Consider the following 19,743-nt stretch of genomic DNA (forward strand, 5'->3'; position numbering starts at 1 on the left):
GGATCGGGGAGGCGGTTCCGGCCGGTGTCGTCGCGGCGGAATAGCGCCAGCTCAATTCCCGTAGACCATCTGCCTGACTCGCTGCTGTGCCGCGGTCATCGCCGATTGCTTGGTGTTCATCGCAGTGAGCGCGGCCTGCACCTTGTTGCGCAGCGTTGGGTTCCGCACGTCGACCTGCGAGCCGCTCACCCGGATCGCTGCCTTGTTGGCCTCGATCAGTTCGGCCAACGCCAGGATCGCGGCGAAGGTCTCGTCGGTCACCGGGAAGACCTCGCGGACGGTCGCTGCAGGCTCCGTCACCAGCTTCTGGTAGGCGCTGGCATAGACCTTGGCGAGATCCTCCGGCTGCTTCAACGCGGCGCGCTCGCTCTCGGCGGCGGCGAGCGTGGCGTCGAGCGCCTGGCGCATCTGGCCAAAGCCGGCACGCACAGCGGCGATCTCGCTCTTGCGCGCGACGATGTCCTCGATCGAGCGCGGCGCCGCTTTGGCGGTCGCCTCCTGCATCGGCTTGCCGACCGTCGTGTTCATGCGCTCGTGGAAGCGCTGGATCACGGCATAGTGCCCGGCATAGTCGCCGAAGGATTTCTGCTTCTCGGCATCGGGGCGCGGCACGCGCACGCCCGGGCGCGCCAGGATGTCCGTCTGCAGGAAGCCGATGAAGGCCTTGCGCTGATCTGGCTCGCTCGGCCCGCAGGCGGCGAGCAGCAGCACCGCAAACAGGCAGGCCAGCAGGCTACGTAGTCTGACCTGCATCATCCATTCCTTGCGCCGCGGTGGGACCTTAGTGCGCGATTATGGCCGCGGCTAGCCGGCGAGCTCCCTTCTCCCCTTGCGGTTTTCTCCGGGAAAGCCGGCGAGGCGTGGGAACCCCTCCCCCTTGTGGGGAGGGGCAGGGGTGGGGGGCGCAAAGCCAGAGCGCATCGGACAGGAAACGCACCGTTCCGCTGCTGCAATCCGCCGGCCATCCCGTCGTTCGCCCCCCATCCCCATACCCTTCCCCACAAGGGGGAAGGGAGGAGCCCGACCGAGCAGCCTTGCGCAGAGAAATCTTTGCGGGAGAAGGGAAGCTTGCCCCTGGCGGCTTCGCGGGCTAACCCGCTCGATCATCAACAAGCGTTTACTGACCGAGTTCCTCTGCCATGTCCGCCGATAAGTCCGCCCCTGCCAAGCTGAAGGCCCGCCAGCCGCGCGGTTTCGTCGACCGCGGCCCGGCCGACGTCGCCGCCACCGAACGCATGCTCGGCGTGATCCGCGAGAGCTTCTCGCTCTATGGCTTCGATCCGGTCGAGACGCCCTTCGTCGAGTACACCGATGCGCTCGGCAAATTCCTGCCAGACCAGGACCGGCCTAACGAGGGCGTCTTCTCCTTCCAGGACGATGACGAGCAGTGGCTGTCGCTGCGCTATGACCTGACCGCGCCGCTCGCCCGCTATGTCGCCGAGAATTTCGATGCGCTGCCAAAGCCCTATCGCAGCTACCGCGCCGGCTATGTCTTCCGCAACGAGAAGCCGGGGCCGGGGCGCTTCCGCCAGTTCATGCAGTTCGACGCCGATATCGTCGGCTCTGGCTCCGTCGCCGCCGATGCCGAGATCTGCATGCTCGCCGCCGACACGATGGAGAAGCTCGGCATCAAGCGCGGCGACTACGTCGTCAAGGTCAACAACCGCAAGGTGCTCGACGGCGTGATGGAGGCGATCGGCCTCGGCGGCGAAGAAAAGGCTGCGCAGCGACTGACCGTGCTGCGCGCGCTCGATAAGCACGACAAGTTTGGTGATGAGGGAGTTCGCTTGCTCCTTGGCAAAGGCCGGCTCGACGAGAGTGGCGATTTCGCTAGGGGCGCAGGTCTGGAAGAGGAGGCGATCGACGCACTCCTTCAGCTCTTTCAGACAACCGTCACGGACAGGTTGTTAAGCGGTCTGCTCGCCAAACTGGGCCACGAGTACGAGCAGCTCACCCAGGAGCAGGTCGAGCGGATAGTAGAGCACTCTCCCGGTCTTCAGAACCTCTTGGGTACGCCTTTCATGGTAAACTCGACATTCCAGGAGGGCGTCAGAGAGCTTCTTGATGTCGCGAGAATGGTTGCGCGTGCGGGCTACGATCACAATCGCATCCGCATCGACCCTTCCGTCGTCCGCGGCCTCGAATACTATACCGGCCCGGTCTACGAGGTGGAGTTGACCTTCCCGGTCACCAATGAGGACGGCCAGGTCGTGCGCTTCGGCTCGGTGGCGGGCGGCGGGCGCTACGATGGTCTCGTCGGCCGCTTCCGGCCCGAGCCGGTGCCGGCGACCGGCTTCTCGATCGGCGTCTCCAGGCTCTATTCGGCGCTGAAGGCGGTGAAGTCGCCGATCGTCGATGCCAAGAACGAATTGCCGCTCGTCGTCGTCACCGCGATGGACAACAAGTCGCCGGAGTTCATGCCGGGCTATCAGGCTTTCGTCGCCCAGCTCCGGCAGGCGAAGGACGAGGAGGGCAAGGCGCTCTGCCGCGCCGATCTCTATCTCGGCTCGTCCGGCTTCAACGCCCAGATGAAATATGCCGACCGGCGCGGTGCGGTTTGTGCCGTGATTCAGGGCTCGTCAGAGCGCGAGGCCGGCACTGTCGTGATCAAGGACCTAATCCTCGGCGCCGAGCTCGCCGCCGCGGGCCGCGACGTGAAGGATTCCGCCGAGCACAAGGAACGGCAGGCGCAGGCGCAGTTTTCCGTGCCGGTGGGCGAGCTGGTCGAGGGCGTGAAGAGGGTACTGGCGCGACATCGCTAGCGCCCTTCTCCCCCTGCGGGAGAAGGTGCCGGCAGGCGGATGAGGGGTCGCGCTGCGCTTGGTTCGTAGCGCCTCACCCACTCTTCCCACGACGTCGCGAGACCCCTCATCCGTCTCGGCTTCGCCGAGCCACCTTCTCCCGCAAGGGGAGAAGGGAGGGGTGCTCCGGATTCCCGCTAACCCAATTCCCTAAAAACCATCGAAAATCGTAGCGGGCCCTGCTAGGACGGCGCCGCAACAGGATGTCCAAGTGCCGGCTATGCGCTCAAAGCTCGAGACCGTGATTGCGCCGTTCGAGCGCGAGGGTTACCGGCGTGCCGAGCCGGCGATCCTGCAGCCGGTCGAGCCCTTCCTCGATCTCTCCGGCGAGGATATCCGCCGCCGCATCTTCCTGACGCAGGACGATGACGGCCGCGAATGGTGCCTGCGGCCCGAATACACCATTCCGGTCGCGCTGGCGCACATCGCCGCTCATGCCACCGAGCCGGCGTCTTACGCCTATGCCGGCCCGGTCTTCCGCATGCGCGCGAACGAGCCCAGCGAGTTCGCGCAGGCGGGCCTCGAATCTTTCGGCCGCACCGATTTTGCCGCCGCCGATGCCGAGATCATGGCGCTGACCGTCGAATCCGCCGCTTCACTCGGCCTGACCCGGCCGCGCCTGCTGATGGGCGATGTCGCGCTGCTCACCGCGCTGCTCGACCGGCTTGGCGTACCGCAGGCGGCCCGTCGCCGGCTGATGCGCGCGGTCGCGCAGGGCAAGGGCGCCGATGCGGTCGCCGCGCTCGAACCGCCGGTCAATGAGGTCGAGCACGCCCATGCCGGCCTGCTCAAGGCGCTCGAAGGCCAGGATCCCAAGGCGGCGCGCGCCTTTGTCGAGGACGTGCTCTCGATCGCCGGCATCTCGACTGTCGGCGGCCGCTCGGCCGGCGATATCGCCGAGCGCTTCCTGGCGCGGGCGGCCGAACGCGACAATCCGGTCAATGCCGAGGCGAGCGGCCTGATCGCGCATGCGCTGGCGATCGGCGGCGATCCTGACAGCGCCTCCGCCGCCTGGCGCAGGCTCGCCGGCGAAGCCGGGCTTGACCTTGCTGCCGCGCTCGACGCCTTCGATGAGCGCACCGGCTTCCTCGCCGCGCGCGGCGTCGATGTCGCCAACATCTCCTTCTCGGCCGGCTTCGCCCGCAATCTCGACTACTACACCGGCTTCATCTTCGAGCTGCACGACCCGGCTCGGCCGGACTTGAAGCCGATCGCCGGCGGCGGCCGCTATGACGGCGTGCTCCAGCGCCTCGGCGCACCGGCAACAGTGCCGGCCGTCGGCGCCTCGCTCTGGCTCGATCGTCTCGCCGGAGGCAAGGCATGAGCGGGGCGGACAAGATGACGAACGACGCGCCGCTGGTCCTTGCCGTCCCCTCCAAGGGCCGGCTCCAGGAGAACGCCACCGCCTTCTTCGGCAGGGCAGGGCTCAGCTTCGTGCAGGCGCGCGGGCAGCGCGAGTATCGCGGGCAGATTGCCGGTCTTGGCGGGGCCGAGGTCGCCTATCTCTCGGCGTCCGAGATCGTCGCACAATTGTCGTCCGGCGCCGCTCATCTCGGCATCACCGGCGAGGATCTGGTGCGCGAGCAGGTCGCCGACGCCGATGCCAGCATGGTGATGCTGGCGCCGCTCGGTTTCGGCCAGGCCAATGTCGTCGTCGCCGTGCCGCAGGCCTGGATCGATGTCCGCACCATGGCCGATCTCGACGACGTCGCCGCGAGCATGCGCGCCCGCACTGGCCGCAAGCTCCGCGTCGCCACCAAATATGTGAACTTGACCCGCCGCTTCTTCGCCAATCACGGCCTCGCCGATTACCGCATCGTCGAGAGCCTGGGTGCGACCGAGGGCGCGCCGGCCGCCGGCACCGCCGAGATCGTCGTCGACATCACCACCACCGGCGCGACGCTTTCCGCGAATGCGCTGAAAGTGCTCGACGACGGCGTGATCCTGGCGTCGGAGGCCAATCTCGTCGCCTCCGTGCGGGCGCCCTGGGGCGAGCAGGCGCGCGAAGCTGCCGCGGCCATCCTGTCGCGCATCGCGGCCGAGGAGGAGGCGCGCTCGCTGCGTGAGGTCCGCGCCGTGCTCAACGCTGTCTCGCCGCAGCGCCTCAGCGAGATCGCGCATCGATTCGGGGCGCGCCTGCCGTTCGGGGCGGCCGGCAGCGACGGCGTCGTCACGCTGCATTGCCCGCGCAAGGCGGTGTTCCCGTTGGTCGAGGAATTGAGCAAGGCCGGCGCCGACGATATCACCGTGCGGACGCTCGACTATGTCTTCCGCCGTTCCAATCTGCTGATCGAACGATTGCTGGCCCGCATCTGACGCGCCGGATTCCCGACGCAATGTCCGGGTAATTCACCCGGGCGAGGCGATTTCGGTGCAAGTCTTACCAAAAGCGGTGCGATCGAGACTTGCGCTCGCCACCGCGATCGGTGCAGTGGAAAGCATCGGGTTCTCCTACGGGCTGTCGCTCTTTCAAATTCGGGGTCTGGACCAGTTGAATACGCAGTCGCGCCTAGGCCTCATGGCCGCCCTCGTCCTTTCCCTGTCGCCTGTCCTGGTGAGTGATGTGCTCGCCCAGGGGCGCCAGCGGCCGTCGCAGATTCCGCAGCCTGGGCAGGACGCTCCGCCGCCGCGGCAGCAGGAGAAGAATTTCCCGCTCGACGCCTCCTGGACCCTGAACCAGATGAACGGCAAGCCGAATACTGGCTACCGCGCGACGCTGAAGGTCGATTCCAATCTGCGCGGCACGGGCTTTGCCGGCTGCAATACCTTCTCGGCCTCGGCTTACCCACTGCGCCAGCAGGCTTTCGCCGTCGGCCCGATCGCGGTGACCAAGATGGCCTGCGACAAGGGCGCCTCCGATTTCGAGCGCGGCTATCTGACGGCGCTGCGCACTGCCCAGAAATGGGACCTGGTCGAAGGCCGCCTTGTCATCAAGACGGGCACGGGCGAGCTCCGGTTCGATCGCGGAATCTGAGCTGGCGCGAAGCGGTCCCGCCGCTTCTCGTCATGGTCGGGCTTGTCCCGACCAACCATGTCTTCCTTTCGGTCAAACGCGGTGTTCAAGACGTGGATGCTCGCCGCAAGGGCGAGCATGACGTGCTGGGTTTCGTAGCGCTGCCGGACTAGCTCGCCGCTTCCATGGCCTTTGCCTTCGGGCTGAAGGTGCCGTCGGCGTTCTTCTCCATGGTGATCAGCTCGTCGTGCATCGTACGCAGCGTCGAGCGGTGGCCGATCGAGACGATGCTGGTCTGCGGCAGTTCGCGCCTGATCACCTCGTAGATCTCGCCTTCGAGCTTCTCGTCGAGCGAGGCGGTCGCCTCGTCGAGGAAGAGCCAGTCCGGTTTCGCCAGTAGAGCGCGCGCCACAGCGAGGCGCTGCTGCTCGCCGCCCGAGAGGCGCTGGCCCCAGAGATCGACCTCGTCGAGCCGCTCGGCGAGATGGCCGAGCTTGACCTTCTCCATCGCCGCATGGATTTCCGCGTCACCGAACGCATCGGGCTCGGCCGGATAGGCGAGCGCAGCCCGCAGGGAGCCCTGCGGCAGATAAGGCCGCTGCGGCAGGACGAGCATGCGTTGCCCCTCCGGCGTCACGACTTTGCCCTCGCCGAACGGCCAGATGCCGGCGAGCGCGCGGAACAGGGTCGACTTGCCTGAGCCGGATGGCCCGACCACCAGCGTCGAATGCCCACCTGGCAGAGTGAGGCCGGAAGCCTGTACGATCGGCTGGCCGTTCGGCAGGTTGAGAGCGAGCGTCTCGATCGTGGCGTCCTTGACCGGCTTCTCGACGATATCGATCGCTGCGCCTTCTCCACCAGCGCCCTGCGCCTCCGCCTTGGCGATCGCCGCCTCGAAGGTGGTCAGGCGGTTGATCGAGGCGAGATAGGAGGCGATCGATTGATAGCTGTTGATGAAGAAGGACATCGCCGTCTCGACTCGGCCGAAAGCCGAGGACACCTGCGTCAGCACGCCGAAGGCGATCGCACCGGCGAAGTAGTAGGGCGCCAGCAAGACGAAGGGGATGACGACGTTGGCCTGATTATAGGACAGCGTGAAGGTCGTCAGCTTCAGCCTGCGCCAGAGCAGGTTGTAGAAATTGTCGACGATGCCGCCAAACGTTTCGCCGAGGTGGCGCCGCTCGGCACCTTCGCCGCGCATCAGCGCGATCTGCTCGGAGTACTCGCGCAGGCGAGCGAGAGCAAAGCGGAAGTTCGCCTCGCGCCGCTCCTGCTCGAATTCCAGCGCGATCAGCGGTTTGCCGATCACATGAGTGATCCAGGTTGCAATCGCGGCGTAAATCAGTGTCGCCCAGAAGATGAAGCCGGGGATGACGATGTCGGTGCCGGGCACGGTGATCGCCACGGGGATCGACCAGAGGATGATCGAGAACGAGACCAGCGTTGAGACCTGGGTGATCAGCGTCAGCGAGAAGCTGTAGGTCTGATTCAGGAAGGCGCGCGTGTCTTCCGAGATGCGTTGGTCGGGGTTGTCCGCCGTGCCGGCGAGCGAGATACGGTAGTGGTTGCCGTTGCCCAGCCAGCGCTTGTTGTATTCGGCCGCCATCCATTCGCGCCAGCGGATCAGCAGGACCGAATTGGCGACGGTCTCGATCAACACGCTGATCACGGAGACCGCTGCCCAGACGCAGAAGACGTTGATGAGCTGTTCCCAGAAAGCCGGCGCGTTCTTCTCCTGCAGGGCGTTGTAGAAGTCGCGATAGAAGAAGTTGATGCGCAGCGAGATGCCGACCTGCGCCTGGTTGAGCACGATCAGGAAGACGACGAGCGCGACCGCGAAGGTACCGAGCCGCATGCGGTAGCGGCCGAATGGCCCGAGATTGGCGATCTGCGGCTCGGAAGATTCGAAGTAGGGCGAGGCGATGCGGGCGATACGCTGCACAACCGGCACGAAGGAGACCAGGTAGATCAGGATGCCGAAGACGGCGACCGTCGTACCGAGGCTGGCCGGCGGGGCGGCCGCTTGCCAGGCGGTGGGCCAGAGTCCGAGCTGGGCAAGCAGCGCGCCGGCACCGAAAATCACATACTCCGTGCCGAAGATGCCGGAGAAGATTTTCAGGAAGAACGGGATGCTGGTCGACCGGAACGTGGCGAACGCCAGCAGCAAGCCGACGACGCCGAGGCCGAGAATGCCTGTGCTCCCGCTTTGCTGGCCGACCACGAGCGCGATCACAGCAAGCGCGGCGACGGCGAAACTCAACAGGCGCATGGCGTCGTCCTTGTCGGGGAATCAGCGCGGGAGCCGCGCTGCTTAGGAGAGAGCGTTGTAGATCAGCCCTGCGCACAAAAAAGGCCCGGCTCAAGACCGGGCCGCGCTTTTTCAGCGTTTTGTGATCTGGCTCAGTCCTTGTCGACCGAATAGCGCCCGGCGCCGGCGGCGAAGAGCACGAGGAAGCCGCCGGCAACGGCGAGGTTCTTCAGGAAAATCTGCTGCTGCATCGGAGCCGCCCAGTTCATGTGGAACAGCACGGAAGCGGCGATGGTGAAAGCGAACAGCACGAGGGCCGCGAGGCGTGTCTTGTAGCCGACGACGATCATCAGGCCACCGATCAGTTCGACGACGATCACCAGCGGCAGGAGAATCGCGGGGACGCCGGCGGAGCCCATATAGGCTTGCGTGCCGGCATAGCCGCTGATCTTGGACCAGCCGGCGAGGACGAACATCAGGGCGAGCAGGATGCGACCGATGAGCTTGGCGGCGTCGGCCAAAGCAGGGTTGTTCATGAAGTGACCCCCGAAAGCGCGGGCGCGGCAGGATGCCGCACCCGTGGCGATCTAGGGCCTACAACGAAAGTCGATGCAAGCATGCGGCCGATCATGCCTGTGCAAAGCCTCTCAGAAACGAAAAAGGCCCGGCTTGCGCCGGGCCCCTTCCATTCTTGTCGAGCTTGAGAGCTCGGACTTCCTCAGAAGTCCATGCCGCCCATGCCGCCGCCGCCCATCGGGGGCATCGGGGCGTCCTTCTTCGGCGCCTCGGCGATCATCGCCTCGGTGGTGATCAGCAGGCCGGCGATCGAAGCCGCGTCCTGGATCGCCGTACGCACGACCTTGGTCGGGTCGATGATGCCGGCCTTGACCAGATCGCCGTACTCGCCGGTCTGAGCGTTGTAGCCGTAGGCGTAGTCCTTCGACTCGAGCAGCTTGCCAACCACGACCGCGCCGTCATCGCCAGCGTTGTCGACGATCTGCTTGGCCGGAGCGGTGATCGCCTTGCGGACGATCTCGACGCCGGTCTTCTGGTCGTCGTTCTGGGTCTTGATCGCCTTGACGGTCGACAGGGCGCGCAGCAGGGCGACGCCGCCGCCCGGGAGGATACCCTCTTCGACGGCCGCGCGGGTGGCGTTCAGGGCGTCGTCGACGCGGTCCTTCTTCTCCTTGACCTCGACCTCGGTCGCGCCACCGACGCGGATGACCGCGACGCCACCGGCGAGCTTGGCCAGACGCTCCTGGAGCTTCTCACGGTCGTAGTCCGAGGAAGTCTCCTCGATCTGCGCCTTGATCTGCGAAACGCGGCCCTCGATGTCCTTCTTCTTGCCGGCGCCGTCGATGATCGTGGTGTTCTCCTTCTCGATGCGCACCTTCTTGGCACGACCGAGCATGGCGAGCGTCACGGTCTCGAGCTTGATGCCGAGGTCTTCCGAGATCATCTGGCCGGCGGTCAGGATCGAGATGTCCTCGAGCATGGCCTTGCGGCGATCACCGAAGCCCGGAGCCTTGACGGCCGCGACCTTGAGGCCGCCACGGAGCTTGTTGACGACGAGCGTGGCCAGAGCCTCGCCCTCGACGTCCTCGGCGATGATCAGCAGCGGCTTGCCGGTCTGGACGACGGCCTCGAGGATCGGCAGCATCGCCTGCAGCGACGACAGCTTCTTCTCGAAGATGAGGATGTAGGGATCCTCGAGCTCGGCGACCATCTTCTCGGCGTTGGTGATGAAGTAGGGCGAGAGATAGCCGCGGTCGAACTGCATGCCCTCGACGACGTCGAGCTCGGTCTCGGCGGTCTTGGCTTCCTCGACGGTGATGACACCCTCGTTGCCGACCTTCTGCATCGCGGTCGCGATCATCTTGCCGACCGACTCGTCGCCGTTCGCCGAGATGGTGCCGACCTGCGCGACTTCCGCGTTCGAGGTGACCTTCTTGGAGTTCTTCTTGAGGTCAGCGACGATGGCGTCGACGGCGAGGTCGATGCCGCGCTTCAGGTCCATCGGGTTCATGCCGGCGGCGACCGACTTCAGGCCTTCGCGCATGATCGCGGCAGCGAGAACCGTCGCGGTCGTGGTGCCGTCACCGGCGGCGTCGTTCTGCTTCGAGGCGACTTCGCGCACCATCTGGGCGCCCATGTTCTCGAACTTGTCGGAAAGCTCGATCTCCTTGGCGACGGTGACGCCGTCCTTGGTGATGCGCGGGGCGCCGAACGACTTCTCGATCACGACGTTGCGGCCCTTGGGACCGAGCGTGACCTTGACGGCATTGTTCAGGATCTCGACGCCGCGCAGCATCTTGTCGCGGGCATCGGTAGAAAAGCGGACTTCTTTGGCAGCCATGAGACTACTCCTGATTTAGGGCTTGAAGGAACGTCAGGCTGTTCAGCCGATGACGCCCATGATGTCGGATTCCTTCATGATCAGGAGATCCTGGCCGTCGATCTTGACCTCGGTGCCGCTCCACTTGCCGAAAAGGACGCGATCGCCCTTCTTGACGTCGAGCGCAACCAGCTTGCCGGCCTCGTCGCGGGCGCCGGGGCCCACGGAGACGACTTCGCCCTCCTGGGGCTTTTCCTTGGCGGTATCGGGGATGATGATGCCACCCTTGGTCTTCTCTTCGCCATCAAGGCGACGGACCACAACGCGGTCATGCAGCGGACGGAACTTCATGGTTCTGTCTTCCTCTCGGTCGTATTCTGGACGGGCTCGAGATTGGCCCGTGAATGGGGTCTGTTAGCAGTCTCACCAAGTGAGTGCTAACGGACGTCGCGGAGATAGGCCTGAGGCCTGCAGGAGTCAAGGAATCCGCTGCGCGAAAGGTGAACGCGACCACCGGCCGCCGATCTGCCTTGCTGCGGCGGCAGCTTAAACCGGCTATCATGGCGAGATGACGACGCCAGCGCCCGATCTCCACCTCGACGACATCGCCCGCTCCTGTGTCGTGTTGCATGTGCGGATGACCGCGCGGGCCGTGACCCGCGCCTATGACGAGGCGATGCGGCCGAGCGGCCTGAAGATCACCCAGTTCGTGCTGCTCTCGGCGCTCTCGACCGGTGCCTGGCGCTCGGTCACCGAGCTCGCCGACCGCTTCGCGCTGGAGCGGACCTCGCTGACCCGCAACCTGCAGCTGCTCGCCGCCGAGAAGCTGATCGAGCCGGTCGACTGCAAGGGCAGGGCGCTCACCTATGCCGTGACGGAGAAGGGCCGCGCCGCGATCGAGGCGGCGATCCCCTATTGGCGCGCGGCGCAGGACAGGATCGAGGGCGGGCTCGGCCAGGAGCGCTGGAGCGAGACGCGCGACAGCCTAAAAGCGATCAGGCGGGCGGCCCGGCAGGTGGGCTGAGCCAAGCTGGCGCGCTTGACCTTGATCTGACTCCATCTCTATCGTGCATCTACACCATAGAGATGGAGTCAGACATGTCCCGTGAGATCGGTGTCGTGAGCCGCGATGTCCTGCTCGCGGAGGACGGCGTGTCCTTCCTGCGCGGGATGATCGAGGGACGCCATCCCGGCCCGCCATTCGCCGATGCGATGGATTTCGACATTGCCGAAGTCGAGGAGGGCAGGGCGGTCTTCGTCGGCAAGCCGTCGCCGCGCTTCTTCAACCCGCTCGGCACCATACATGGCGGCTGGACGGCGACGATCCTCGATTCCGCCATGGCCTGCGCCGTGCATTCGACGCTGCGGGTCGGCGAGGGCTACACCACGCTGGAGATGAAGCTGAACTATGTCCGCCCGGTCATGCCCGGCAACGGCCCGGTGCGCTGCGAGGGCAGGCTGATCCATCGCGGCGGCTCGGTCGCGACGAGCGAGGGCAAGCTGGTCGATGCGCAGGGCAAATTGCTGGCGCATGGGACCGAGACCTGCATGATCTTCGGCGCGAAGGCGGGAGCGGGGCGCTGAACGGCTGGCCGCACCTGCCTCTGAACAGGAGCAGCTTGTGACATTCTCGCCATTCGCCGACGAGGCCGTCGAAGCTAAGTTCCGGTCGCTGCCGGAGCCGCTTCGGCAGCCCATGCTGCGCCTGCGTCAGACGATCCTCGCTGTTGCGGCCGCGAGTCCCGATATCGGGCGACTTACCGAGACGCTGAAATGGGGCGAGCCGGCCTGGCTGCCTGAGCGACCAAGAATTGGAACGACCTTGCGGGCGGACGGGCTCAAAGGCTCAGTCACGCATTACGCGCTCTACGTCCATTGCCAGACGAGCCTGATCGAGACGTTCAGTCGCCATTACCCCGGGCAGTTCAGCTACGAGGGTAACCGGGCGCTGATCTTCGCTGCCGGGAGCGAGCCGCCGGCCGAGCCACTGGCCCACTGCATCGCGCTCGCCCTGACCTATCACCGCTGGGCAAAGCGCTGAGCGCCGCTTACCCGCTGCGATACTCGCTCGGGCTCGCGCCCATGACCCGTTTGAAGCGCCGGTTGAAGGTCGAAAGATCGCCAAAGCCGCAATCGAAGGCGATGCCGGCGACCGGTAGCTCGCTCCGGCGCAGCAGCAATGCCGCCCGGTGCAGGCGGGTGCGCAGCACATATTGATGCGGCGTCATCCCGACCAACACCCGGAAGGTGCGCAGGAAATGGTAGGGGCTCATCGCCGCCAGCCGGGCCAGCGCATCGAGCGAGAGCGCCTCTTCGCAATGCGCCTCGACATGGCGCAGTGCCCGCGTGATCCGGCGCTGATCGCGCGCGCTCGGCGGGCTGGCCGCCGGCCTTGCTCCCGCAAGCACGCTCGCGACAGCGCCGACAAGACGCATCGCGATCTCCTCAAGCCTTTCCGGATCGTCCGCGGCCGCTTCCGCCTCGGCGACGAGGCCGGCGAGTGCAGGGAGCGGCGGCAGGTGCGCCTGCCCGAAATCGGCGCGCCTGGCGCCCGGCACGGCCGCGACGATGCCTTCAAGATAGGCTGGCTCGAACTGGAAGGCGAGGCAGCGGTCGCCGGCCGCATGCTCATGGCCGCATTCGAAGCAGGCGCCGCGATTGCCGAGCAGCAGCGAGCCTGGCGCCAGCACGGCGCTGCCTTGCGATGAGCGGTATCGGAACGAGCCGCTGCGGACGATGGCGATGCAGTGATGCGGGTGCTCTTCCTCGAAGGCACGGTCGTTCGGGCCGGCCGTGCAGACGATATCGCTGACGCGCCAGCCGGGGCCCGAAGCCAGAAGATGTGCGGTCGCGCTCATGCAGGCGAGTTTAGCAGTTTTTCCCAAGCAAGGCCCGGGGCTTCGGGTCTAGCAGGGTGCCAACTTGATCAAGATGGAGCCCGATCATGACAGCAGCGCCATCGACGCTGGCCGATGTCCTCATCGCCGCTGGGCCGATGCCTGAATACGCGGAGAAGCTCGCCCTCTACGGTCAGTTTGTCGGCGCCTGGACCATGGAGGCGGTGATCCACACCGACGATGGCCAGCGTCACGAGGCCAAGGGCGAGATCTGTTTCGGCTGGGTGCTCGGCGGACGTGCCGTCCAGGATGTCTGGAGCCTGCCCGGCTTCTTCCACGGCACGACGCTGCGCATCTACGATCCCGGCCAGGACGCCTGGCACATTCGCTGGAGCGACCCGGTCAAGCAATACTACACGCACCAGATCGGCCGCGCCGATGGCAAGGACATCGTCCAGCACGGCAAGCTCGATGACGGCACCGCGATCCGCTGGCGCTTCACCGAGATCATGCCGGACTCGTTCCACTGGATCGGCGACCGCTCGCGCGATGGTGGCGCAAGCTGGCAGATTCAGGCCGATTTCCGGGCGAAACGCATCAAGATCTGAGAGGGAGAAGAAAGCTATGTTCGATCACGTTTCCATCGGCGTTCGCGAGATCGCCCGCACAAAGCGCTTCTACGACGGAACGCTTGGTGCGCTCGGCTATGACTGCCTCAGCGCCGACGAAAGCTCGCTCGGCTATGGCAAGGGGAGTGTCGGCCTCTGGATAGGCGCCGTCTCCGCGCCGGTGCCGCCGGATCGCGACTCCAACCTGCATTTCTGCTTCGTCGCGCCGACGCGGGAGAGCGTGGATGCTTTCCATGCGGCTGCAGTGGCTGCCGGTGGCACCGACAACGGCAAGCCCGGCCTGCGCGAGTCCTACGGGCCCGACTACTACGCCGCTTTCGTCGTCGATCCCGACGGCTACCGACTAGAGGCCTATTGCAGCAAACCGGCCTGAGCCAGCGGCGGCTGAGCTAATGCTCGGGCGGCAGATCATGCGCCGCCCATTCGCTGCGCGGGATCGCCTCGCCGACGCGGAACTGGAAGCCGGCGACCTTGCCGTTCGCCGCCATCTCGCAGCGGAAGCGCAGGCCGTACCATTGCTTGCGGCTGCGGAAGGCGGCGCCCTCGGCTTCCAGCATGGTCTTCGACTGCTTCGTGCCGGCCATGGCGAAGGCGACGACGCGGTCCGGCTCGAACTCCACCTTCCAGGCATGGATCTGGCTCATCGCCTCGAGATTGCAGAGCTGCTCGACACGCTCGGCGGCATCGAGCGTCTTCAACGCCTCGCGCGCCCCGCGACTGCGCGGATTGGCCAGCACGCCTTCCGAATGCAGCGTCCGGGCTGTGATCATAGCCGGCGGCTCGACTGGCGGTGGCACGGGCGGGACGGCCGGCTTGTCGGGAAGTGGGGCGATAGGGGGCGATTGCGGGAGCGGCACGCCCTCGGCCGCTGGCGGAGGGGTGGGCGTTGGGGCAGGGACCGGCGGCGCAGGGGGCGTCAAAGCCTCCGGTCCGACCAGTTCGACCTCGACGCTTGCCTCGCTCTCCGGAAGGAAGCCGTTGAAGGTGCGGGCAGCAAGCAGAGCGCCAAGCAAGGCAAGATGCAGGCAGAGCGCGACGGCGAGGCCGGGTTCGCGAAGGGCGCGAACAGCGGGGCCGGGGCGCTGCATGCCCTGATCAATCGCCGTTGATGTGGAAGGAGGGCATGGGCGGCAGGCGCTTCCCTTGAGGCGTTCCGTGCAGAAGTCCGACCAAGCAGGCGATTTTGCGGCGGGGTCAGCGCCGGCTGACGGCGAAGGCACCGCAGACGATCAGCACCGCGCCTGCAAAGGTGGTCCAGAGTGGCACCTCGCCGAAGACGGACCAGCCGAGCAGGCTCGCCCAGACCAGCGCCGTATACTCGATCGGCGCCAGCCGCGAGGCCGGAGCACGGGCGAAGGCCGAGGTCAGCGAAAGATGCCCGGCGACGCCGAGCGCGCCGGCGCCGAGATAGGCGAGGAGGTCGCTCCCGTTCATCGGCTGGAAGACGAAGTAGGCCGGCCAGGCCAGGCACAGCGCCGGCCCGGCATTCTGGAACAGCACGATGATCGCCGGATGCTCCTTCACCGCGATCCGGCGCAGCAGGATCAGGTTGAAGGCGTAGGAGATCGCCGAGAACAGCGCGGCGGCGACGCCGAGCTCGGCGCCGGTGACGCCACCCTGCAAGCGCGGCCAGACCATCACCAGCATGCCGGCGAGGCCGAAGCCGAGCGCCTGCAGGATGCGCCCGTCGAGCCGCTCCTTCAGGATCAGGGCCCCGAGCAGGGCGACGAAGACCGGCGCGAGGAAGGAGAGCGTCAACGCCTCGGCCAGGGGCAGGACGGAGACCGAATAGAAGAAGCTGCCCGCGGTCAGGATCACCACCGGCACGCGCAACGAGTTGCCGATCAGGCTGGCGTGCGTCGGAAAGGCAGGGCGCAGGAAGGCGAGCACCACGAGCGCGCACAGGCCGCCCGCGGCAAAGCGCATAAACAGCGCCAGCAGGAACGGATGCTGCTGCATCTGCGCCTTGATCACCGCGTCCATCGCGGTGAGCAGCGCGATGCCGAAAACCGCTCGCAGCGCCGTGTTGAGGTTCATGGTCGCGTCGCAGCGAGCGGCTTGCGGAAATGGTATTCCCAGGTCGAGGAGATGTCGGCGAGATAGCGCTCGCCCGGCCAGCGCACGAAGCCGAGCTTCTCATAGAAGCGGTGGCCGCGGGTGAACTTGCTGTCCGACCACAGCATCATCTCGCCATAGCCGCCGGCCTCGGCGAAGGCGAGGGTCTGGGCGAACAGCGCCTGCGCCAGACCGCTGCCGCGCTGGCTCGGATCGGCATAGACCTTGAACAGCTCGACCGCGTTCTGGTCGGGGACCGGCACGACGGCGATCGAACCAACGATACGGCCATCCGGCCCGTCGGCGACCCAGTGCCTGCCGCCCTTCTCGGCATAATAACTGGCCGGGCGGCGCAGCTCGGGGAATTCCGACCAGTCGAAGAAGCAGTTCGGATATTCGGCGAAGGTCGCGGCGATCAAAGCGGCGAGTGGCTCCGAATCGGCATCGGTGGCGTCGCGAAGGGCGGGCAGGGCGGTCATAATAGAGCGCTTAGGGCCAATGCGGTCCTCTGGAAAGATGGCTCACCCGCGCTCCTGCCATGCTGCTATCGCAGCAATGCCAGCGCGGCGTCAGCCGTCAGTTTCAGCGCGGCCAAGGCGAGCAGCAGGTAGCAGACGAAGAACAGCCGCTTCTGGTCGAGCCGCTCATGGAGCCAGCGGCCGATCCAGACGCCGATCGGCGCGGCCGGCAGTAGAACGAGCGCGGCCCAGAGCGCCTGCGGCTGCTTCAGTCCCAGCGCCAGGTAGGGCGGCAACTTCAGCAGGTTGCCGAGCATGAAGAAGGCGATGGTCGTGCCGACGAAGGCGGTCTTGGAGAGCCCGCGCGCCAGCAGGTACATGGCGACGGGCGGCCCACCGGCATGCGCGACGAAGGTGGTGAAGCCCGAAGCGGTGCCGGCCAGCAGTGCCAATGGCGGCGAGACGGGCAACTGGCCCGGAGGCGCGACACGCCCGCGCAGGAACCAATGGCCCGTGAAGGCGAGGGTGACGAGCCCGATGATCAGCGTGACGATGCGCGCATCGACGATGAGGAAAACCGCGTAGCCGATCGCGATGCCGGTGATCAGGCCCGGGATCAGCCAGATGAGGTCCTTCTTCGACCAGGTCGAGGCGCCGAAGCTGCCGATGGCGAAAAGATCCATCGCCGCGACCAGCAGCGCTACCATGATCGCGGCCTGCAAGGGATCGACCACCAGCGCCAGCAGCGGTATGCCGAGGATGGCGAGCCCGCCGCCGAAGGCGCCCTTGCCGATACCCATCAGCAGGGTCGTGGCCCAGCCAACGAGATAGAACAACGGATCGCCCGGCATCGCTTCAGCCGACCGTCAGGTCGTGAGCGGGGCCGGTTTCCCCTTGGATACGTGTCGTTTGGTGATTAGGCGGAATCAGCGCAGTCATGCGTCGCTGGCGCTGAGCTGGCCTGCCCCTTCGCGATGGCATCATGACCGTTCTCCTGCCCTTCGTGATCAATGCCGGGCTGAACTTCGCCCTCGGGCTGCTCATCGCCTATTTCCTCGGCCCCGCCGAGTTCGGCCGCTATGCCATCGGCGCGGCGATCATCGTCGTGCTCAACACCGCGCTGCTCGACTGGATCAGGCTGTCGACCGTCCGATTCTACTCGCAGAAGAGCCGGGAGGAACAGCCGCAGATCAGGGCGACCCTCGATGTTCTGAGCGCAGGCATGACCATCGCGCTCACCGGGCTGCTCGTCGCGGCAATCATCGCGGGGGTCGATTTCGGCCTGCCGGCCATGCTGGTCGCGGCGTCGGTGCTGGGCGGTATCTGCGCCGGCCTGTTCGACTATCACGGCGCCATCGCCCGGGCCCGTTTCCTCGATGCCGCCTATGCCCGCCTGGTCATCGTCAAGAATGTGCTGGCGCTGCTCCTGATGGTCGGCGGCGCCTGGTGGACGCGTGACCCGACGATCGTGATGTTCGGCGGCGTGGTCAGCGTGATGGCGGCCCTGCTGGCAGTGCGCCGGTCGCTTGCCGATGCGCCGCTCGTCTGGTCGGCCGCTCGGCGCGATCTCGCGCTCGATTTTGCGCGTTACGCGCTCCCGCTCGTCGGCGCCAACGCGATCTATTCGCTGATCCCGCTGCTCAACCGCTCGCTGCTCGCCGATGCCTATGGCTTTGCCGAGGCCGGCTATTTCTCGCTCGCCGCCGATATGGGTTTGCGCCTGTTCGGCACCCTCGCCGCGACGCTTGAGATCGTCATGCTGCGCGAGGTGCTCCGGCTTGACGAGACGAAGGGCCGCCGGGCAGCGCAGAAGCGCATCGCCGACAATCTCGTGATCGTAATGATGGTGGCGCTGCCGGTGGCGGCCGGCCTCTTCCTCGTGCTGCCAGCGTTCGAGAAGCTGCTCGTGCCGGCGGCGTTCCACGGGCACTTCGCCGCCTACATGCTGCTGCTGCTGCCCGGTTTCTTCGCGCTCACGATCTTCGTCGGCGGACTTTATCCGGTCTTCCTGCTCGGCAAGCGCACCGGCATGGTGACCCTGGCCGCCTGCACGGGCCTGGCCGCCAATCTCGCGCTCGTCTTCGGCGCCAGCGCGGCCGGGCCGGAGCGGTTCGCGCTCGGCCAGACGATCAGCTTCCTGATCGTTCTCGTCATCACCGGTTGGATCGCCTTGCGGTCCTTGCCCGTGCTGCCGAAGCTGCGCGATGTCGGCGTCATCATCGCGGCGGTCGCAATCATGGTGGCGGTGGTCTGGCCGCTCTCCGGGCGCCTCCCGCCCTTGCCGGAACTACTGCTGCAGGGCGCACTCGGCGTTGTCATCTATGGCGGGCTGATGCTGGTCTTCGACGTGGCGCGCTGCCGGACGCTGCTGCGGCTGTGGCTCGCGTTACGCAAAAGGTCACCGTGAACGAAGCATTTACCGCGTTTGCTGGCGGATCGCTAAGCTTAACTGCCGGTTTTCGAGCGATTAAGCCGGTTTCCAGGCGGCCAGAGTCAACGATTCACCATTCATTTCAACGCATCGCCTCACGCTTCCCTCCTGTCGTGTTGAGAGAGTTGCGTCATGCGTCCGCTCTATGTCGTTCCCCTCGTCGTCCTCGGCGGCGCCTTGCAGCTGGCGGGGCAGGCCAATGCCCAGACCTATTGGCGTCCGGCCGATCCGATGGTCACTCATTCGGCCAGCCGGGGCCAGTATGGCGGCGGCTTCATCGAGATGCTGATGACCGGCCAAGATCCCAGCTATGGCCGTGGCGGCGCCGTCTACAACCGGCCGCAGCGCGGAGCCTATGGCCAGCAGCCGGCAATGCGCCGCCTCTCCGACTACGAAGCACCGGTTCCGATCCAGGGCGATCCGATGGAATCGCGCCGCGAGCGTCGCTCCGCCGCGCTCGGCGAGCCGATGCCGGCCGAGCGGCCGATCGCCCGCACGCTCGATCCGCGCTTCCAGAAGCAGGAAGTCGCCTATGACGGCCCGCACAAGCCGGGCACCATCATCATCGACACGCCGCGCCGCTTCCTCTTCCTGATCCAGCCCGGTGGCCGTGCCTTGCGCTACGGCATCGGCGTCGGCCGTCCCGGCTTCGAATGGGCCGGCATGAAGGCTGTGACGCGCAAGGCCGAATGGCCGAGCTGGACGCCGCCGGCCGAGATGCTGAAGCGCCGGCCCGATTTGCCGCGCTTCATGGCCGGCGGCCCCGAGAATCCAATGGGCGCGCGCGCCATGTATCTCGGCTCGACCCTCTATCGCATCCACGGCACCAATGAGCCGAACACGATCGGCCAGGCCGTCTCCTCCGGCTGCATCCGCATGAACAACGACGATGTGGTCGACCTCTATGAGCGTGTGCGCGTGGGCGCCAAGGTCCTGGTGATCTGAGACCGGCGTTCGTCTGCTCGCAAAAAAAGGCCCGCCTGTCGCCAGGCGGGT

Annotated in this window: 21 protein-coding genes; 11 read left to right on the forward strand and 10 right to left on the reverse strand. The window is 66.3% G+C overall.

Annotation, left to right across the window (positions count from 1 at the left end; translation table 11 throughout):
* Positions 1–51: 51 nt before the first annotated feature.
* Positions 52–753 carry a DUF3053 family protein gene (locus QO058_RS24580; protein WP_284173010.1) on the reverse strand — a complete coding sequence of 234 codons (702 nt, stop codon included), beginning with the start codon at positions 751–753 and terminating at the stop codon, positions 52–54.
* A gap of 386 nt (positions 754–1,139) precedes the next feature.
* On the opposite strand from QO058_RS24580, the gene hisS reads away from it, so the two are divergent.
* The 4 genes from hisS to QO058_RS24600 all read left to right on the forward strand — a co-directional run bounded on the left by hisS (position 1,140) and on the right by QO058_RS24600 (position 5,775).
* The gene (hisS, locus tag QO058_RS24585; protein ID WP_284168841.1) at positions 1,140–2,762 is read left to right on the forward strand and encodes a histidine--tRNA ligase; all 1,623 of its coding nucleotides are present in this window, start codon (positions 1,140–1,142) and stop codon (positions 2,760–2,762) included.
* 259 nt (positions 2,763–3,021) lie between these two features.
* Positions 3,022–4,125, forward strand: a complete 1,104-nt coding sequence (locus tag QO058_RS24590; protein ID WP_284173011.1) for an ATP phosphoribosyltransferase regulatory subunit — start codon at positions 3,022–3,024, stop codon at positions 4,123–4,125.
* Complete coding sequence (gene hisG / locus QO058_RS24595) at positions 4,122–5,117, forward strand: ATP phosphoribosyltransferase (protein ID WP_284168842.1); 996 nt, start codon at positions 4,122–4,124, stop codon at positions 5,115–5,117. Before QO058_RS24590 ends, hisG begins: the two co-directional genes overlap by 4 nt.
* Before the next feature lie 202 nt (positions 5,118–5,319).
* A complete protein-coding gene (locus QO058_RS24600) occupies positions 5,320–5,775 on the forward strand; it encodes an META domain-containing protein (protein ID WP_284168843.1) in 456 nt (151 codons plus the stop codon).
* Between the two features lie 148 nt (positions 5,776–5,923).
* Here the strand turns inward: QO058_RS24600 and QO058_RS24605 are convergent, their stop codons facing one another.
* The 4 genes from QO058_RS24605 to groES all read right to left on the reverse strand — a co-directional run bounded on the left by QO058_RS24605 (position 5,924) and on the right by groES (position 10,688).
* Positions 5,924–8,023 (reverse strand): ABC transporter ATP-binding protein/permease, encoded by a 2,100-nt coding sequence (locus QO058_RS24605; protein WP_284168844.1) that lies wholly within the window; start codon positions 8,021–8,023, stop codon positions 5,924–5,926.
* A 131-nt stretch (positions 8,024–8,154) separates the two neighbouring features.
* Positions 8,155–8,538, reverse strand: a complete 384-nt coding sequence (locus tag QO058_RS24610; RefSeq protein WP_284168845.1) for a DoxX family protein — start codon at positions 8,536–8,538, stop codon at positions 8,155–8,157.
* 182 nt (positions 8,539–8,720) lie between these two features.
* Complete coding sequence (gene groL, locus QO058_RS24615; protein ID WP_284168846.1) at positions 8,721–10,358, reverse strand: chaperonin GroEL; 1,638 nt, start codon at positions 10,356–10,358, stop codon at positions 8,721–8,723.
* Positions 10,359–10,400: 42 nt separating this feature from the next.
* Entirely contained in the window at positions 10,401–10,688 is a 288-nt protein-coding gene (gene groES, locus QO058_RS24620) for a co-chaperone GroES (RefSeq protein ID WP_126113207.1), read from the reverse strand.
* A 217-nt stretch (positions 10,689–10,905) separates the two neighbouring features.
* On the opposite strand from groES, the gene QO058_RS24625 reads away from it, so the two are divergent.
* From QO058_RS24625 to QO058_RS24635, 3 genes are all read left to right on the forward strand, one after another.
* Positions 10,906–11,361 (forward strand): MarR family winged helix-turn-helix transcriptional regulator, encoded by a 456-nt coding sequence (locus QO058_RS24625; RefSeq protein WP_284168847.1) that lies wholly within the window; start codon positions 10,906–10,908, stop codon positions 11,359–11,361.
* A 74-nt stretch (positions 11,362–11,435) separates the two neighbouring features.
* Positions 11,436–11,921, forward strand: a complete 486-nt coding sequence (locus tag QO058_RS24630; RefSeq protein WP_284168848.1) for a PaaI family thioesterase — start codon at positions 11,436–11,438, stop codon at positions 11,919–11,921.
* 37 nt (positions 11,922–11,958) lie between these two features.
* The gene (locus tag QO058_RS24635) at positions 11,959–12,378 is read left to right on the forward strand and encodes a DUF1801 domain-containing protein (RefSeq protein ID WP_284168850.1); all 420 of its coding nucleotides are present in this window, start codon (positions 11,959–11,961) and stop codon (positions 12,376–12,378) included.
* 7 nt (positions 12,379–12,385) lie between these two features.
* On the opposite strand, the gene QO058_RS24640 is transcribed toward QO058_RS24635, so the two are convergent.
* On the reverse strand, positions 12,386–13,195 hold the full coding sequence (locus QO058_RS24640; RefSeq protein ID WP_284168851.1) for an AraC family transcriptional regulator: 810 nt from the start codon (positions 13,193–13,195) through the stop codon (positions 12,386–12,388).
* Between the two features lie 86 nt (positions 13,196–13,281).
* Between QO058_RS24640 and QO058_RS24645 the strand changes: the two genes are divergently transcribed.
* The gene (locus QO058_RS24645; RefSeq protein ID WP_284168852.1) at positions 13,282–13,782 is read left to right on the forward strand and encodes a hypothetical protein; all 501 of its coding nucleotides are present in this window, start codon (positions 13,282–13,284) and stop codon (positions 13,780–13,782) included.
* Between the two features lie 16 nt (positions 13,783–13,798).
* Positions 13,799–14,176: a VOC family protein gene (locus QO058_RS24650; protein ID WP_284168853.1), complete on the forward strand. Its 378-nt coding sequence runs from the start codon at positions 13,799–13,801 to the stop codon at positions 14,174–14,176.
* A gap of 16 nt (positions 14,177–14,192) precedes the next feature.
* Here QO058_RS24650 and QO058_RS24655 read toward each other — a convergent pair whose 3' ends face one another.
* The 4 genes from QO058_RS24655 to QO058_RS24670 all read right to left on the reverse strand — a co-directional run bounded on the left by QO058_RS24655 (position 14,193) and on the right by QO058_RS24670 (position 17,167).
* Entirely contained in the window at positions 14,193–14,891 is a 699-nt protein-coding gene (locus QO058_RS24655; RefSeq protein ID WP_284168854.1) for a DUF930 domain-containing protein, read from the reverse strand.
* A 106-nt stretch (positions 14,892–14,997) separates the two neighbouring features.
* Positions 14,998–15,840, reverse strand: coding sequence for a DMT family transporter (locus tag QO058_RS24660; RefSeq protein ID WP_284168855.1), 843 nt, complete (start codon positions 15,838–15,840; stop codon positions 14,998–15,000).
* Positions 15,837–16,337 carry a GNAT family N-acetyltransferase gene (locus QO058_RS24665; RefSeq protein WP_284168856.1) on the reverse strand — a complete coding sequence of 167 codons (501 nt, stop codon included), beginning with the start codon at positions 16,335–16,337 and terminating at the stop codon, positions 15,837–15,839. The genes QO058_RS24660 and QO058_RS24665 overlap by 4 nt, the downstream gene beginning before the upstream one ends.
* A 65-nt stretch (positions 16,338–16,402) precedes the next feature.
* Positions 16,403–17,167: a sulfite exporter TauE/SafE family protein gene (locus tag QO058_RS24670; RefSeq protein ID WP_284168857.1), complete on the reverse strand. Its 765-nt coding sequence runs from the start codon at positions 17,165–17,167 to the stop codon at positions 16,403–16,405.
* 131 nt (positions 17,168–17,298) lie between these two features.
* On the opposite strand from QO058_RS24670, the gene QO058_RS24675 reads away from it, so the two are divergent.
* Together QO058_RS24675 and QO058_RS24680 are read left to right on the forward strand one after the other, a co-directional pair.
* Complete coding sequence (locus tag QO058_RS24675) at positions 17,299–18,723, forward strand: lipopolysaccharide biosynthesis protein (protein ID WP_284168858.1); 1,425 nt, start codon at positions 17,299–17,301, stop codon at positions 18,721–18,723.
* A gap of 156 nt (positions 18,724–18,879) precedes the next feature.
* Complete coding sequence (locus QO058_RS24680) at positions 18,880–19,692, forward strand: L,D-transpeptidase (RefSeq protein ID WP_432211976.1); 813 nt, start codon at positions 18,880–18,882, stop codon at positions 19,690–19,692.
* The last annotated feature ends 51 nt before the right edge of the window (positions 19,693–19,743 follow it).

This window comes from Bosea vestrisii (genome assembly GCF_030144325.1).
In the GTDB taxonomy this organism is placed as follows: domain Bacteria; phylum Pseudomonadota; class Alphaproteobacteria; order Rhizobiales; family Beijerinckiaceae; genus Allobosea; species Allobosea vestrisii_A.

Coding starts and splice junctions, on each gene's coding strand:
- QO058_RS24580 (WP_284173010.1), bottom strand. CDS start 753: ATGCAGGTCAGACTACGTAGCCTGCTGGCCTGCCTGTTTGCGGTGCTG.
- hisS (WP_284168841.1), top strand. CDS start 1,140: ATGTCCGCCGATAAGTCCGCCCCTGCCAAGCTGAAGGCCCGCCAGCCG.
- QO058_RS24590 (WP_284173011.1), top strand. CDS start 3,022: ATGCGCTCAAAGCTCGAGACCGTGATTGCGCCGTTCGAGCGCGAGGGT.
- hisG (WP_284168842.1), top strand. CDS start 4,122: ATGAGCGGGGCGGACAAGATGACGAACGACGCGCCGCTGGTCCTTGCC.
- QO058_RS24600 (WP_284168843.1), top strand. CDS start 5,320: ATGGCCGCCCTCGTCCTTTCCCTGTCGCCTGTCCTGGTGAGTGATGTG.
- QO058_RS24605 (WP_284168844.1), bottom strand. CDS start 8,023: ATGCGCCTGTTGAGTTTCGCCGTCGCCGCGCTTGCTGTGATCGCGCTC.
- QO058_RS24610 (WP_284168845.1), bottom strand. CDS start 8,538: ATGAACAACCCTGCTTTGGCCGACGCCGCCAAGCTCATCGGTCGCATC.
- groL (WP_284168846.1), bottom strand. CDS start 10,358: ATGGCTGCCAAAGAAGTCCGCTTTTCTACCGATGCCCGCGACAAGATG.
- groES (WP_126113207.1), bottom strand. CDS start 10,688: ATGAAGTTCCGTCCGCTGCATGACCGCGTTGTGGTCCGTCGCCTTGAT.
- QO058_RS24625 (WP_284168847.1), top strand. CDS start 10,906: ATGACGACGCCAGCGCCCGATCTCCACCTCGACGACATCGCCCGCTCC.
- QO058_RS24630 (WP_284168848.1), top strand. CDS start 11,436: ATGTCCCGTGAGATCGGTGTCGTGAGCCGCGATGTCCTGCTCGCGGAG.
- QO058_RS24640 (WP_284168851.1), bottom strand. CDS start 13,195: ATGAGCGCGACCGCACATCTTCTGGCTTCGGGCCCCGGCTGGCGCGTC.
- QO058_RS24645 (WP_284168852.1), top strand. CDS start 13,282: ATGACAGCAGCGCCATCGACGCTGGCCGATGTCCTCATCGCCGCTGGG.
- QO058_RS24650 (WP_284168853.1), top strand. CDS start 13,799: ATGTTCGATCACGTTTCCATCGGCGTTCGCGAGATCGCCCGCACAAAG.
- QO058_RS24655 (WP_284168854.1), bottom strand. CDS start 14,891: ATGCAGCGCCCCGGCCCCGCTGTTCGCGCCCTTCGCGAACCCGGCCTC.
- QO058_RS24660 (WP_284168855.1), bottom strand. CDS start 15,840: ATGAACCTCAACACGGCGCTGCGAGCGGTTTTCGGCATCGCGCTGCTC.
- QO058_RS24665 (WP_284168856.1), bottom strand. CDS start 16,337: ATGACCGCCCTGCCCGCCCTTCGCGACGCCACCGATGCCGATTCGGAG.
- QO058_RS24670 (WP_284168857.1), bottom strand. CDS start 17,167: ATGCCGGGCGATCCGTTGTTCTATCTCGTTGGCTGGGCCACGACCCTG.
- QO058_RS24675 (WP_284168858.1), top strand. CDS start 17,299: ATGACCGTTCTCCTGCCCTTCGTGATCAATGCCGGGCTGAACTTCGCC.
- QO058_RS24680 (WP_432211976.1), top strand. CDS start 18,880: ATGCGTCCGCTCTATGTCGTTCCCCTCGTCGTCCTCGGCGGCGCCTTG.